At 36.5% G+C, this 15,891-nt stretch carries 11 protein-coding genes; 1 reads left to right on the top strand and 10 read right to left on the bottom strand.

Annotated elements, in window-relative coordinates; genetic code table 11:
* Nucleotides 1-14: 14 nt before the first annotated feature.
* The 10 genes from J2772_RS18635 to J2772_RS18680 all read right to left on the bottom strand — a co-directional run bounded on the left by J2772_RS18635 (nt 15) and on the right by J2772_RS18680 (nt 11,980).
* A complete protein-coding gene (locus J2772_RS18635; RefSeq protein WP_209919360.1) occupies nt 15-2,282 on the bottom strand; it encodes a T9SS type B sorting domain-containing protein in 2,268 nt (755 codons plus the stop codon).
* Nucleotides 2,283-2,445: 163 nt separating this feature from the next.
* On the bottom strand, nt 2,446-2,922 hold the full coding sequence (gene rnhA / locus J2772_RS18640; protein WP_209919362.1) for a ribonuclease HI: 477 nt from the start codon (nt 2,920-2,922) through the stop codon (nt 2,446-2,448).
* A 24-nt stretch (nt 2,923-2,946) separates the two neighbouring features.
* Complete coding sequence (gene dnaB / locus J2772_RS18645; RefSeq protein WP_209919363.1) at nt 2,947-4,533, bottom strand: replicative DNA helicase; 1,587 nt, start codon at nt 4,531-4,533, stop codon at nt 2,947-2,949.
* Nucleotides 4,534-4,686: 153 nt separating this feature from the next.
* The gene (locus J2772_RS18650) at nt 4,687-6,786 is read right to left on the bottom strand and encodes a T9SS type B sorting domain-containing protein (protein WP_209919365.1); all 2,100 of its coding nucleotides are present in this window, start codon (nt 6,784-6,786) and stop codon (nt 4,687-4,689) included.
* Between the two features lie 37 nt (nt 6,787-6,823).
* Entirely contained in the window at nt 6,824-7,420 is a 597-nt protein-coding gene (locus J2772_RS18655; protein WP_209919368.1) for a tetratricopeptide repeat protein, read from the bottom strand.
* Nucleotides 7,421-7,719: 299 nt separating this feature from the next.
* Nucleotides 7,720-8,955, bottom strand: a complete 1,236-nt coding sequence (locus J2772_RS18660; protein ID WP_209919370.1) for an MFS transporter — start codon at nt 8,953-8,955, stop codon at nt 7,720-7,722.
* A gap of 92 nt (nt 8,956-9,047) precedes the next feature.
* On the bottom strand, nt 9,048-9,410 hold the full coding sequence (locus J2772_RS18665; protein ID WP_209919372.1) for a hypothetical protein: 363 nt from the start codon (nt 9,408-9,410) through the stop codon (nt 9,048-9,050).
* A 69-nt stretch (nt 9,411-9,479) separates the two neighbouring features.
* Nucleotides 9,480-10,979: a GH3 auxin-responsive promoter family protein gene (locus J2772_RS18670; protein ID WP_209919374.1), complete on the bottom strand. Its 1,500-nt coding sequence runs from the start codon at nt 10,977-10,979 to the stop codon at nt 9,480-9,482.
* Nucleotides 10,980-11,117: 138 nt separating this feature from the next.
* Nucleotides 11,118-11,405, bottom strand: coding sequence for a hypothetical protein (locus J2772_RS18675; protein WP_209919376.1), 288 nt, complete (start codon nt 11,403-11,405; stop codon nt 11,118-11,120).
* Nucleotides 11,406-11,584: 179 nt separating this feature from the next.
* Nucleotides 11,585-11,980 carry a hypothetical protein gene (locus J2772_RS18680; RefSeq protein WP_209919380.1) on the bottom strand — a complete coding sequence of 132 codons (396 nt, stop codon included), beginning with the start codon at nt 11,978-11,980 and terminating at the stop codon, nt 11,585-11,587.
* Between the two features lie 254 nt (nt 11,981-12,234).
* On the opposite strand from J2772_RS18680, the gene mfd reads away from it, so the two are divergent.
* Nucleotides 12,235-15,603: a transcription-repair coupling factor gene (gene mfd / locus J2772_RS18685; protein WP_209919382.1), complete on the top strand. Its 3,369-nt coding sequence runs from the start codon at nt 12,235-12,237 to the stop codon at nt 15,601-15,603.
* Nucleotides 15,604-15,891 lie beyond the last annotated feature (288 nt).

Below are 15,891 nucleotides of genomic sequence, written 5' to 3' on the forward strand. Positions count from 1 at the left end.
ATTTGTATTAATGTTTATTCCATATTTTTTACCAATACCCAACCTGAGTATTTTGTTTCAGTGTTATTTTTATTGTTTTCATTCCATGAGATCGTATACCAATAAGTAGCGGAAGGAATCTTTTTACCATAAGCCCTTCCATCCCAGGTGTAATTTCTTATTTTGTTAGCTTCATACAGCTTGTTTCCATATCTGTCATACACTGTGAAGATTAGGTTTTTCTTGTATGCCAAAGCAGAATAATCAATGAAGTCATTTTTGTTGTCTCCGTTAGGTGTGATGGCATTGATGAGGTTAGGAACGGTAACCTGAACTTCAATAGGGGAGCAGTTATAAAAGTCTTTTACAAAAACCTTTACTTCTCCTCTGGCCAGACCTGTGAAAATATTGGATGTCTGCCAATGAGTTCCGTCCAGTGAATATTGATAAGGTGGTTTTCCACCTACCACGTTAACTACAATTGTATTGTTATGGATATCAATGCTGGCTATTACAGGATTGGGAGACGGTTGTACGTTGACAATTTGTGTAGTGGTACAGTTTCCTGTTCTGAGTTTAACCCAATAGGTTCCTACACTTACATCTTTAATAGCGGGAGTTTTAGCTCCAGTGCTCCATAGGTATTCATCAAAACCAGGGCCTGCGTCCAAATCGGTTTTATTTTCTATACAGATGGTTTTGTCTTTAAGAAGTGAAGATTTAACAGGTGGAAGTACCACAAGGTTAATTTTGGCAATAGCAAAACATCCGTTAGTGTCCGTTACTTTTGCGTATACAGCTGTGCTTGTTGAAGTGTATTGATAAATATCGGCAATCTCGTTGGTGTCATTAATAGCATTGGTAATGGTGGTGTAATATTTTTTAATGATCCCGGTAGTAAGTGAAGTAACATTGGCCGTTGTTAAATTGAACACGCCATTAAGTACATTGTTTTCAATAAAACAAGATTGGATGGTGGCTTCTTTTACTGCTGTTTCAGGGTAAAAAGTAAGATTAATTTTTGCTGTACCTGTACATCCTAGCGGAGTAGTTACTTTTACATAAACGGTTCCTTGTGCAGATAGATAAGTGTCCGGATATAAAATTTCATTCGTTCCGGAATTTAAATCATTGAGTGTTTTGTAATATTTCTTTGTAACACCAAGCACATCTGTTATGTTAGCGGAATTTAAATTGAATGTAGCGGTACCCGCTTTATTGTTATTACACTCAGTAAGTGTTTTGTCATTAGCTTTAAAAGGAGCCAGGTCCAACTGAATTTTTCCATCGGGATTGTCACAAAGTACTCCGGCGTTATCCTTAATAACTATAATTACTGTGGTGTTGGTGTTAAATTCATAATTGGAAGGATTGGAAATAGGGGTAGAACTGCCTTGAGGATAATATTTGAATGTGTAATTTCCAGGATTAGCAACAAACTGAGCATTGAAATCGGTTAAATTTACACTGCCATATCCGTTAGTAGGATTGGGACAGAAAGACTGGGTTGCTAAGTTTTTTAGAATTGATACTTTATCAGTGTATATTTTTACATTTTTAATGGAATTTCTTGCTGAAGCTCCACCTGTAGATGCTGAGAAACCAAAGTACCCCTGGGTCATTGTAGCAGCTCCGGCTGAAGGAGCGAATGATTGTGAGGTAATAGTTGTTCCATCCATTTTTACGGTAATAATCCAGCTTGTAGGGTTAGCGGGATCTGTTTCACCTGTTACTTCAACGTGTTTATAGGTGTCTCCTACAAAAGGTTGGGTTGCGTTGAGGTCTGCGGAGTGAAATGAACTTCCGGGAGTGTTGAAAAATTCAATATTGTTAGTGTCTGTAGTGTTGGGAACTACCCCGTAGGCAATGTGTACTTTGCTCATTTGAGCACTGGTTGTATTGTTGTAAATATCAAAACCAACCATAAAACCAATTGCATTCTGTGGAATTCCTAATCCTGATCCCTGTTGGCTTGTTACAGGCGGATTGGCAAGATACCAAAAGGCAAATCCATCACCTTTTCCAAATCCTGGTATTCCATTTCCATTAATTCTGAAATCGAATTCCACTTTCCATTTATCGCAGTATTTCAGATTAATGGGATCATTAAGTTTTATTGCTCCGGATTTGCTTCCTACATCATCAGTTAGCATTATGAAATCACCACTTGTGGTAGCGCTGGGCACAACAGTCCAGCCTGTAGTGTTAATGGGATTTCCGGTGAGTTGATAGGTCTGGGCGAAAGATGCACCAGATAGGGATAGTAAAATAATTGAGAAGTAAAATAATAAATTTTTATTCATTTCACTGAGAATTTAATTCATGGTAAATATATTAAATCCCAAGTAATAAATGGTTATTTTGTGTTAATTTCGTTAAAAAAATTAATTATTATTCAAAAAATAATATTTATTATGATAAAGTAGTAAAAGTTGTACGCGTTATTTCGGATTTGTATTAATTAAATTAAAAGAGAGAATTATTATCTAATCCTTCAAAATAAGTATCAATTTCAAGATTGGGAGAACTGGCAGCTGCTACTGCTAATTTGTCGCAAAGTTCATTTTCGAAATGGCCTGCGTGTCCCTTTACCCAATGCATAGTAGGTTTGTGTTGGTTATAAAGCTCAATGAATTTTTTCCAGAGATCAGGGTTTTTTACATTTTTCCACCCTCTTTTGATCCATCCGGTAATCCAATTCTGATTAACAGCATCCGCTACATACTTGCTGTCTGTATACACATGAATGTCGTTTTCTGTTGACTTTAGCTTTTCCAGAGCAGAAATTACAGCGAGGAGTTCCATTCTGTTGTTGGTGGTTTTTCGGAAGCCTTTAGAAAAAGTTTTCTGATAGTTTTTTTCAGGAACGCGCATAAGAATTCCATATCCCCCTTTTCCGGGATTTCCACTGCATGCACCGTCTGTATAAATTTCGATTCTCAAATCTGCTTTATAAAATTGAATTATTTAAAACGGGAAATCATCATCATCATCAAAATCATTCATAGAAGATCCTGAAAGTTTCGAACTGTCCGGAAGATCAAATGCTGCTCCAGGCTGAATAGTTGTTTTGATTTTGTCAAAACCACTAGGTTCACCAAAGTTCGATGGATAGCCGCCTCCCATACCGCCGTCAAGGGCAGCTTCAATATCACCGAATTTTGCAAAATGTTTTAAGAAAGATAATCTCACGTCAGCTGTAGCACCATTCCTGTGCTTTGCGATAATTAATTCGGCCTGGTTTTCTGTAGAAGTTTCCTGTCCTTCCTCATCATTATCCCAAACGGTGATTTTATAATACTCCGGTCTGAAAATAAAAGATACGATATCTGCATCCTGCTCAATCGCTCCGGATTCCCTTAGATCTGAAAGCTGAGGCCTTTTTCCGGGACGTGTTTCCACACTACGCGAAAGCTGGGAAAGTGCAATTACCGGAACATTCAATTCTTTTGCAATCGCTTTTAATGAACGAGAGATCATGGAAATTTCCTGTTCACGGTTTCCAACTCCTTTTCCGCTGCTACCAGCGGTCATCAGTTGAAGGTAGTCAACCATTATCAGTCTTACTCCGTGTTGCATTACCAGTCTTCGGCATTTTGCACGGAAGTCGAAAATGGACAGTGATGGAGTTTCGTCAATATATAAAGGAGCATTTTCCAATTCGGATACGTTGGAGAATAGTCTTTGCCATTCTTCGTCGTCAAGAGTTCCTTTTCTTAATTTTTCGGATGAAATTCTTGTTTCAGAAGCAATCATCCTGGTGATAAGCTGTACCGAAGCCATCTCGAGAGAGAATAAAGCCATTGGGATTTTGTGACCTACTGCAATATTTCTTGCCATCGAAAGAAGGAATGCGGTTTTTCCCATCGCGGGACGTGCTGCAATAATAATAAGGTCGGAATTCTGCCAGCCTCCGGTTTCTTTATCTACATCCCGGAATCCTGAAGGAACCCCCGAAAGTCCTTGTTTGTCCTTTAAAGATTTAATGGTGTCAATCGCTTGTTTTACCAATGAGTTGGCGGTATCAAATCCTTTTTTAATCGTTCCGTTGGTGATCTCAAAGAAAGACTGTTCTGCTTTATCCAGAAGTTCAAATACATCAGTTGATTCTTTATAGGAAGAATCAATTACATTCGCGGAAACGTTAATAAGACTTCTTAAAATATATTTTTCAAGAATAACACGAACGTGATATTCAATATGGGCAGATGAACTTACTCCCATGGTAAGGTCAATAATATAATGGTCTCCTCCTGCCTGGCTTAGTTTGTCCTCTTTTTTAAGATCTTGGATAATGGTCATTAAATCTACCGGATGATTACCTTCATAAAGCTTTAAGATGGTAGAAAAAATAACCTGGTGTCTGGGATCGTAAAATACTTCCGGAGTAAGGAGGTCAATGGAATGGTCAAGACCCTTTTTGTCAATCAAAAAAGTTCCGATAACAAGTCTTTCGAAGTCCACTGCATTAGGAGGCATTTTCCCATCCGCAATAGATAGCTCTTTTGCAAAGTTTCCGTGGGTAAGGGATGATAATGTTTCTTTCTGCGCCATGGTGCAAAGATAGTTTATTTAAAAAATATTTAAAAAATAGTATTCAACAAATTATTAGTAGTCTTTGTGAAAATGCGGTTAATAGGGGATTGGGTATGTTGATAAAAAAAATCACCTCCATTGAGGTGATTTTTTATGATATGATTGAGGGGGTTACTCTCTGTTTTTCACAATGATCCATCCTGAGAATTTGAATGGGGTTTTCTTGCTGTTATTCTCATTCCATGTTAAAGAATACCAGTAAGTGCCTGTAGGTATTTTCTTACCTGCAATGGTTCCGTCCCATTTGTATCCGTTAGATTTATCAGCCTGGTGAATTTTTACACCATACCTGTCGAAAATATTCAATGTCAGGTTTTGCTTACCTGCAATTGCAGAATAATCAAGAACATCGTTGATACCGTCTCCGTTTGGTGTAATAACATTTACAATATTTGGAACTATTGCTTCAATGATAATAGGATCACAATCGTAGGCATCTTTTACATATATCTTATAATTACCTCTTGGGACATCATTAAATACATTAGAATCCTGCCATACAACATTGTCTATGGAGTATTTATAGTCAGGTGTTCCGCCTGTTACATCTACAGTGATGTTCGTAGTAGATACATCAATGCTGGAGATAACCGGCTGTTCAGAAGGATATACTTTTACAGTTTGAATAGTAGTACATTCTTGAACTTTAGATGTTAGTTTTACCCAGTATGTTCCTACTCCTACATCACTGATGCTTTGGGTGGTTGCTCCGGTGCTCCATTCATATTTTTTGAATCCTGGTCCTGCATCCAGAGTGGTTTTGTCTTCCATACAGATGATTTTATCCTGAAGTACACTGGATTTTACCGGAGGAAGTACTTGAAGTGTTATTTTAGCAACAGTGAAACATCCAAGGTCATCATATACTCTTACATATACTACGCCATTAGGTGCCATATAGGTTTTGTAATTTGTTATTTCATTGGTAGCATCTACTGCATCAGCCATTGAAGGGTAGTATTTTTTCTTCGTGCCATCAGCTGGTACTGTAATCGGAGCGTTGTCAAGATTGAACATACCCATAGAAGGATTTGTTTCCAGGTGACACTCGGTTATTGTAGGATCAGGAAGAGCTTTTACCAGTGGGTGGAATTTTAATTTAATTTCTGTAATGGTAATACATCCATATTCATTGGTTGCTTTTACAAAAACTGATCCTTCTGCCGAAACATATTGATAAGGATTGGTTATTTCGTTGATGGCATGATCGAGATCATACATTGAAGGGTAGTACTTTACATTAAGGTTAGGAGTTAGTCCTATATCAGCTGATGATAAGTCATATAGAGCTGTTCCTGAGTTGTTGTTACTACATGAGGTAATTTCCCCAACAGTCAGTTTGAATGATCTGTCAAAAAACCTGATATCTCCAAATTCCCTACATTGATTTAAAAAGGTGACAGGTTTAGTAGGGTCAGCGTAAGAAATAGAATAGGTATATTGAGTAGTAGTATTAACAGGAATAGGAGTTGTTATAGGATCGTAATCACTCGCTGCATCAGCTGCACTGCGATAATATTTTATAACAAAATTTGGATTGTTGTTTCTGATGTGATTTGATAGGGTAGCAAAGTCAAAAGTTACAGGATTGCCACAAATGTCAATGTTTCCATCATTTTTTGCACCAGGTTTTAAGAATGGGAAAGGTTGGTAAATTTTTAATGAATTATTATCGAATGGGGTAAGCAATGTTGCTGTTCCGCCAAAGCTTAATTTAAAAGGTGCAATTTCAGTGGAATAGTTATTTAAAAGCAAATGATATACTTCTCCCGGAAGTACATCAATATATTTTACAAAGCCAATTCCGCCACCGCCTTCTGTGGTATCTGTGGCGGTCATACTAAGACCGGTAAGGGGTCTGCTTATTAAATTGCCCATTCCAGCATAGGAGCATCTTAAAGGGAGTTCTCTGATGTTGTTACAGTCGTGATTGGGTCCATATAATGCGAAATCATAATCAATGTCGTAAGCGTTGGGTCCCATAGGGGTAATAAGGAAGGTTAATGTTCCTGCTGTTTGTATGCTGAAGGTGAACCAGATAGAGTTACTTTCGCTGCTTAAACAACCGCTTCCTTCTTTTACGCTTCCGCTTCCATTAGGCTTTAATGAGATTTCTGCGTCGCTGCATATAGGGATAGCAGTGATGCAGTCCTGTTGTGCAAAAACCATTTGGGTGATGAAAATTAGAAAAATCAGTAGATATTTTTTCATTTTTTTGACCGATTTAAAATTGAATACTTAAAGTAAATTATTTGTTTCCAGAGATAAGTTGCTTACCCCATCCAGGTACAGAGCTCAAGGTTGTAAATCCTGTTGCTGCTTTTTGATATTGGGCTTCAGCTTCGGTCATGTTGCCAGATTTTTCAGCTGATTTTGCTTTTAGGATCGCTAATCTTGGATTGTTCGGATCAGAACTTTCTGCTTTTGCAATATATTTTAAAACCTCTTGTGTCGCTTTTGCCGGATCATTGTAAACTCCTAATTGTATGCTTTGCAATGTAATAAGTCCCAGAAGGATATTGTTTTCCGGATTGTTAGGTTGAGAAAGTGATCCCCCAAGAGCAAATTTTTCGGCTGTAACACTTGCAGGAATAGCTGATGCAGTAGATTTTTTTGATAAAAGTTCCGCTTTAAGATACATAGAAACAGCGGCATAATAAAAAGCCTGCCATTTTTCAGAAGTATTAGTTTCTGTAAATTTCTTAAATAGTTTGTCGTAATCACCTTCGGTATTGGTGGTGTTGAGCTGTGAAGCGCTTTGTTGTAAAGCTTTGTCGGTAAAAGTCTGAGCGCTTGCCCAGAAACCGGTCACGAAAAAGCTTAAAATAAATAAAATTTTATTCATAAAGGGGATATTTGTAGCAAATATATGAAATTATTAATGTTTGGTGATGTATTTTGATATATATTTAAATAATGTGTGTTCTTGTTTTGTAATACTGTATTTTTATTGTTAGGTTATAATATGTGAAGATTGCAATGGAAAGATGTTTGTGGTTTTTGATTTGAAATAGGAATAGTGGATTGTTTTAAAATAAATCAAGTATAAAATGAAAATAAGGATAGAAAATCTTCTGTCCTTATTTTGTATATATTTAATTTTAATTGATTTAGGTGTCTTTAAATCAATTGATGATAAGTTTATTAATATTGCATCTTTCTTAGCTTTGGGTTGGTGCTTCCAACAATCAGAGCAATCAGAACGGTCATGCATCCACCAAATACTACAGAACGAACCACTCCCAATACTTTAGCCATTAATCCACTTTCAAACTGTCCCATTTCATTGCTGGACATGATGAATATGGAATTCACACTCAATACACGTCCTCTTATATGGTCCGGTGTTTTAAGTTGTACAATCGTTCCTCGGATCACTACAGAAATGCCGTCAAGCATTCCGCTTAATACCAGGAACATAAACGAAAGCCAGTAAAGTTTGGATAACCCAAATCCAATAATACAGATTCCAAACCCTGTAACAACTGCAAGAAGAATTTTTCCCTGGTTTTTTCGTAAAGGAACAATAGATAAAAGAGTAATGATACACATAGAACCAATATCAGAAGCGGCATTCAGTAAACCGAATCCTTCTGCTCCTGAATCCAGGATGTCTGTTGCGAATACCGGGATCATCGCTACGGCCCCTCCAAAAAGTACAGCAAACATATCTAGGCATAAGGCTCCCAGAATTTCCTTTGTCTTAAAGATATAGGAGATCCCCTCACGCATGCTCTCCACAACATTTACAGTCTCTTTTTTATATTCTGAATATTGTTTATTGAGCTGCCAGAAAAACAGAGAGGCAATAAATATCAGTGATAAAATCGCAACCAGTGTCCATTGTACTCCAATATATCCGATAAGAAGTCCGCCGATGGCGTGTCCACATACAGAAGAGATAAGGAATGTAGCCTGATTAAGGGTAACAGCGTTCGGAAGGTTCTCTTTCTTTACAATTTTAGGAATCATAGAAGGAACAATAGGGCCAATAAAAGCTCTGGCAATTCCGGTGAAAAATATAACTCCATAGATGTAATAAGTGATCTCGTGTCCTGTAAAGTGCATTTGTACATTGAAGAAAGCGGGAATTAAAAGAAGTGCGATCAGAAAAATATAGGTGTAATTGCAGATCAGCAACAGCTTCTTTTTTTCATTCATATCAATAACGTGTCCGGCATATAAAGCACAGCTAACAGCAGGAATAACCTCGGAAAGTCCGATAAGACCAATTGAAAAAGGATCTTTGGTTAATTGATATACCCACCATCCCAATAAAGTGGCAAGCATTCTGAAAGCTAAAACAATAAAAAATCTCCCGGTAAGAAGATTTCTGAACTCAATATTTTGTAAAGTTTGTAAAGGGGTAAAGGAAATCATGAACAAAAATAGCCCTAAAAATTTATTTAGGGCTATCTGTATTTCGTTTTTTAACAGATATATTAAATGTATATCAAAAGATAAAATCTATTTTAGTCTGCTCTTGAAGAACTAAGAACAATAGCAGCAACACCTGCCGCCCCGATAATAGTAGCGCCTGTCGCAATTCTTGCTTTTCTTCTGTCTTTCACAGCTGCTACCTTAGACTTAGGAATAATTACTTCTGTACTGTCTTTTTTTCCAGCTGTACCTACAAGATTATCTCCAACAATGTTTCTGAATAATATTTTTTGTTTCGGAGACCCGTCTCTCATGGTTACTTTGTAAACTTTTCCGGCTTCCAGATTGGAATAGTTGTTTTTTGAAATATCCTCGCTGTATTTTGTAGTAGCGCAAGACGTAATCACAAATAAAGACGTTAATAAAGACGATTTCAACAGTACAGATGCTTTCATTATTTTCGTTTAGTTTTTCAAATTTATAATTTTTTTCGAATATACGTTTTTGGAATTGAAAAAATATCTCTAAAATTTGTAAATTTCTAATAAATCTGCGATATTTCTGTCATTGGCTAATCGTGGAGTCTTATTTTGCCCACCCAGCTTTCCCTGAGACTTTGCATATTCATGGAAGGCATTTTTCTTCAGTTTTGTAATATGAAGCTTTTGAAGAATATTTCCGGAAATCAGATCATCATAATAAGTGTTTCTGTTTCGAAGCTGCTGATCCAGCTCATTTCTAAATGCTTCCCCATTTTCAGGATCCTTTTCAAATTCAATCAGCCATTCATGATAAGGAAGACCTTCATTTGGGTTAACCTGCGGTGCCAGATGGAATTCAGTAATCTGTGCCGGATATTTTTCTAGAGTTGCTTTCAAAGCTTCCTCTACCTCAAAAGCAATTACATGTTCTCCGAAGGCAGATGTGAAATGTTTGGTTCTTCCGCTAACCAGAACTCTGTAAGGATTTTTATCAATAAATCTCACAACATCACCAATGGAGTAAGCCCATAACCCTGAATTGGTAGTTAAAATCAGAGCATAATCTTTGTTAAGCTCAATTTCTTTTAGGGTTAATCTTCTTGCATTGGGTTTTCCATATTCCTCCAATGGAATAAATTCATAGAAAATACCATGGTTGGTTAGCAGTAAAAGTCCTTCCTTCGTATAGTCGTCCTGAAAAGCAAAAAATCCTTCAGATGCAGGAAATGTTTGAATAATATCTACTTTTCCACCCAGTAAATCTTCCATTTTATCGCGGTAAGGTTCATAATTTACTCCACCTGTAACAATAAGCTGCAGGTTAGGGAAAAGCTGTTTTATTTTTTTTCCGTGTTTCTCAGTCAGTTTTTCAAAATACATGATAAGCCAAGGTGGTATTCCTGAAATCAAGGTCATGTCCTGATGTTCTGTTTCTCCAATAATCTTGTCTATTTTCGCTTCCCAGTCTTCCATAATATTGGTTTCCCAGCTTGGTAATCTGTTTTTTTGAAGATAGTTAGGGATATGGTGTGCTACAATTCCGGATAATCTTCCGGTTTTAATCCCGAAAACTTCTTCTAGTTCCGGACTTCCCTGCAGAAAAATCATTTTTCCGTTAACAAAATCCGCATTGTTCTTTTTGCTTATATAATGGAATAAGGCACTTTGAGCTCCTGCAATCTGATAAGGCATTCCTTCTTTAGATATAGGAATGTATTTTGATCCAGATGTTGTTCCTGAAGTTTTTGCAAAATATTCAGGAGTATCCGTCCAAAGAATATTCCCCTGTCCTCTTTTTACTCTTTCAATGTAAGGTTTTAAATCTTCGTAGTCGGACACAGGAACTCTGTCCTGAAAATCTTTTACAGAACGGATGTTTTCAAAATCATGCTCCCGCCCGAAAAGTGTTTTTTGAGCTGTGATGACAAGTGAAATCAATAGGTTCTCTTGGTTTTTCTCTGCATTTTTTTTGAATTCCTCCGCCTTTTGAACATGTTTTTTTGCCCAGATAAGCGCCGCGTTTTTCTTGAAGAAGTTTAACATGGTTCAAATTTATAAATAAGTAGAGAACTATGGAACCATTTTTAGAAGGTAAGACATAAAAAAAACCGATGAAATAAATCCCATCGGCTTTTCTCGAAATTTGATTATGAAAATAACAACTATATGTTGATGTTATGCTTATTTGTTTGCTTTGTACCTTTTGTCCGGAGTGCCATCTTTTTTCAGATGTTTGTTTTCTTTGTATCTCTTATCCGGAGTTCCGTCTTTTTTCATTTTAGCAGCAGGGGCAGGCTGAGCCGGTTTCGCTGTTTTAGCAACCATTGGTTTTGCAGCTTTTACTTCTGCTGGTTTAGTGGCTGTAGTTTTTACAGGGGCAGGAGTAGTGTGGGTAGCGGGAGCAGTCTGCTGAGCAGTAGCAAGGCCTAATCCTAAAACTAATGACATTGCTGATAATAATTTTTTCATAGGAATATTGTTTATTTTTTGTTGAATAAAGATATACAAAAAGCAGGCTAAAAATTTTGGTTTTTTAAACTTAACTAAAGTTTATTACAGCTTAAAAAAAAATTAAAGTCATTTTTTGAAGAATAAAAAAAGCCTGTTTTCGGCGAAGAGAACAGGCTTTTACATAATTAGTGAATGATTTAACGTGTACAGTTAGCTGTCCATGTTTTACCATCCTGGATGTATAAAATTTTCAATGTATTATTATCAATTCTGATATAAGATGTTGCAGTAGATCCTACCATTACTAAAGTGTTATCTCCTTGTTTAGTGAATTCTATTCCGTTTAGACTTGGAATACTGTTTGAGAAGGTGAAGTTGTACTTCGTGCCACTGGCAATCTTTGTTACAAATACACTTCCGGCATCGGTACTAATATTGGTAGAGCCTCCATCATTATAAGATACGCTCCCTTTGTAGGTTCCTGCAAAAAAGTCGTTGTCTGCAGGATCATCATCCTTGCTGCACGACGAAAAAGATAATGCTGTAAAAACAAACAGCATCAACAATCCTAGAATTTTCATTGCTTTTTTCATAATACTACTTTTAATTAATGTTTGGTTTATTTAAAGTCCCAAACACTATGCCATGAGAAAATATTCGGGTTTTTTTAACACGCAATTAATTAAATTAATAAAAAATTAAGATTTAAATGGCTAAGTAATTCATTTTAAATCTGAAAGTCTGATAGGTTGGGATTCAAAGAAAAAAATATTCTTACCTTTGTATAGTATTAAACGATTTCGGAAAACTCCCGAAATCGCTTTTGTCGTTTATACCATTACTATTTATGCAGTTAAAATCCATCAACGAAAAGTTCCTTCCGGATCTGATGCAAAAAGAATTCGGGAAAGAAATTTTTACCCAATTAGAAAATAGTGAGCATATTGCCGTGAAGGGAAGTGCGGGATCTTCAGTTTCTGTTTTTGTGGCTGAGCTTTTTTTGGTTCAGAAAAAAAATATTCTTTATCTGGTAGATGATAAAGAAGATGCATTGTATGCCAATACCGAAATGGAAGACTTGCTTGGGAAAGAAAAAGTACTGTACTTCCCAGCTACTCACCTTGAGCCTTATCAGGTAGAAAAAACACAGAATGCTAATCTTGTGTTGAGAACTGAAGTGTTGAATAAAATCAATTCCGGGAGATCTCCAAAAGTAATTGTTGCCTATGCCGGAGCTTTATCAGAAAAGGTATTGAAGAAAGAAGATTTTAAAGCTATTTCTCATCATATAAAAGTAGGGGATCAGCTGGATTTTGATTTTGTGGATGAACTGCTTAATCATTATCATTTTCAGCAGACTGATTTCGTTTCAGAACCCGGAGAATTTTCTGTTAGAGGAGGAATTGTGGACGTATTCTCTTATTCCTATGAAAAGCCCTACAGGATTACGTTCTTTGGTAATGAGGTGGAAAGTATTAAAACGTTTGATATAGAAACTCAGCTTTCGGTAGATAAAGTGAAAGATTTTCAGTTGGTATCTAATATGAATTTCTCGGTTACGGGAAGCAGGGTTTCATTGCTGCAGCTGCTGCCTAAGGAAAGCTATGTGATTTCCAAAAACGGAATGATAGGAATGCAGAAGATTAAAACATTCTATGAAAAGTCCCTGGAAAAGTTTGAAACGTTAAGTAAAGATATTGCTCATAGAGCTCCGCAGGAACTCTTTATTTCTGATCAGGAGTTTTTATTTGATTATAAAAAATTCAGAACGATTGACTTTGGAAATGCTGTTATTGAAGGATTAAAGGATATTGCTGAAATTAAAATGGAGCAGCTTCCGCAACCTTCTTTCCATAAAAACTTTGAACTTTTGATTGAAGATATGGAAGAAAAGCAGAAAGATGGATTTGATACCTGGATTTCATTTTCAACGGAAAAACAGAAAGAAAGGCTTGAATCTATTTTTGAAGAACTTGAGCATGAACTTCCTTTTAAAAGCTTTAAATCTGAACTGCATGAAGGGTTTGTAGACAATGGACATAAATTGTTAGTGTATACCGATCACCAAATCTTTGATCGTTATCAGAGATATAAGGCGAAAAATACCTTTGCGAAATCAGAGCAGCTGACTCTGAAAGACTTGATGAGCCTGAAGATAGGAGATTATATTGCCCATATCGATCATGGAATCGGAAAGTTTATGGGATTGGTGAAGGTGAACAATGATGGAAAGATTCAGGAATGTTTTAAACTGACTTATAAAAACGGAGATTTATTATATGTGAGCATTCATTCATTACATAAGATCTCCAAATATAACGGACCGGATGGAAGAGAGATTGTGTTAAGCAAACTTGGTTCTCCAACTTGGAAGTCGTTAAAACAAAAAACAAAAGCTAAGGTAAAGCAGATTGCATTTGACCTTATACAATTATATGCCCAAAGAAAAACGGCAAAAGGATTTGCTTACACACCAGATTCTTACCTACAGAATGAGCTGGAAGCAAGCTTTATTTACGAAGATACTCCGGATCAGGAAAAAGCTACTGTAGATGTGAAAAAAGATATGGAAGCGGATACGGTAATGGACCGGCTGGTTTGTGGAGATGTAGGGTTCGGTAAAACCGAGGTGGCAATTCGTGCTGCATTTAAAGCGGCAACAGATGGTAAGCAGGTGGCAGTATTGGTTCCGACTACTATTCTGGCATTTCAGCATTACAGAAGTTTTAAGGAAAGACTTAAAGATTTTCCGGTAAATGTTGCCTATGTTAACAGGTTCAGAACGGCTAAGCAGAAGTCTGAAACTCTGGATGCATTGAAAAACGGAAAAGTTGATATTATTATTGGAACGCATCAGCTGGTGAGCAGTTCGGTTAAATTTAAAGATCTTGGATTATTGATTATTGATGAGGAACACAAGTTCGGTGTTTCTGTGAAAGATAAGCTGAAGACCCTTAAAAATAATGTGGATACGCTTACATTAACAGCAACCCCGATTCCAAGAACATTGCAGTTCTCTCTGATGGCGGCAAGAGATTTATCTGTCATTAAAACTCCACCACCCAACAGGCAACCGGTAGATACCCAACTGGTAGGATTCAGTGAAGAGATACTTCGTGATGCTATTTCTTATGAAATTCAGAGAGATGGGCAGGTGTATTTTATTAACAACAGGATTGAAAACCTTAAAGATATTGCCGGACTTATCCAGCGTCTGGTTCCTGATGCAAGGGTAATTACAGGACATGGCCAGATGGAAGGTAAACAGTTGGAGAAAAATGTTCTGGATTTCATGGAAGGAAAGTATGATGTACTTGTTTCTACTACCATTGTTGAAAGTGGGGTAGATGTTCCAAATGCCAATACAATATTTATCAATGATGCTCAAAGATTCGGAATGGCAGATCTTCATCAGATGAGAGGAAGGGTAGGGCGAAGCAACAGGAAGGCGTTCTGTTATCTAATTACTCCGCCTTATGATATGATGACTGCTGATGCCAGAAAACGTTTGGAAGCTATTGAACAGTTTTCTGATCTTGGAAGTGGTTTCCAGATTGCAATGAAAGATCTTGAGATTCGTGGTGCGGGAGATTTATTGGGTGCAGAGCAGAGTGGGTTTATCAACGAGATGGGTTTTGAAACCTATCAGAAATTAATGCAGGAAGCTCTTGAAGAATTGAAAGATGATGCTGATTTTGAAAATTTATTTGAAAACGAAGAAGACAGACAAAAACTTTTCAAATCTGTAAGAGATGTTAATATTGATACAGATTTGGAGCTGATGCTTCCAGATTTCTATATTTCTAATACAGAAGAGAGATTGTTGCTGTATCAGAAAATTGCAGAGATTAATAATGAAAAAGATCTTCATCAGTTTGAACTTGAGCTGATTGACAGATTTGGGGCATTGCCGAAAGAAGCTGTGAATCTGTTGAAAAGTGTTTCCTTAAAATGGCTGGCTGCTGATATAGGGTTTGAGAAGATTGTAATGAAAAATGGGGTATTCTTGGGATACTTCCCAAGCAATCCTCAGGATAAATTCTATCAGACAGACAGGTTTAGGCATATCATTAATTATCTGACAAAAAATCCTGCTGAAGCACAGCTCAAGGAGAAAGCCGGTAAGGAAGGGAATCAGCTGATGATGAGAAAAGAAAGAGTGAAAAATGTAGATGAGGTAAATATCTTACTAAAAGCTATCATTGAACATAATTAAAATATAGTGCTCAAAAATTAACAAGTTTTCTGTAAACAATACTAAACCATATAAAAAGAATGAATTTTTATATGGTTTTTTTGTGATTCTTATCATGTTTTTTCTTCTTAATATTCCTTTTAATGAGAATTAAGCCCTTTTAGGTAGGGTTAAAGTCACTTTTTAATGAGAAAATACAGGTAGATAAACCACGATTTAATGGTGGTTTGAGTGGGTGTGTAATTTTATTTTAACTTTTTACGGGCATGGATGTAGAAATAATTCTACTTTTTTGTATAAATAATTCTA

It is taken from the genome of Chryseobacterium jejuense (assembly GCF_017877355.1).
Classification (GTDB): Bacteria; Bacteroidota; Bacteroidia; order Flavobacteriales; family Weeksellaceae; genus Chryseobacterium; species Chryseobacterium jejuense_A.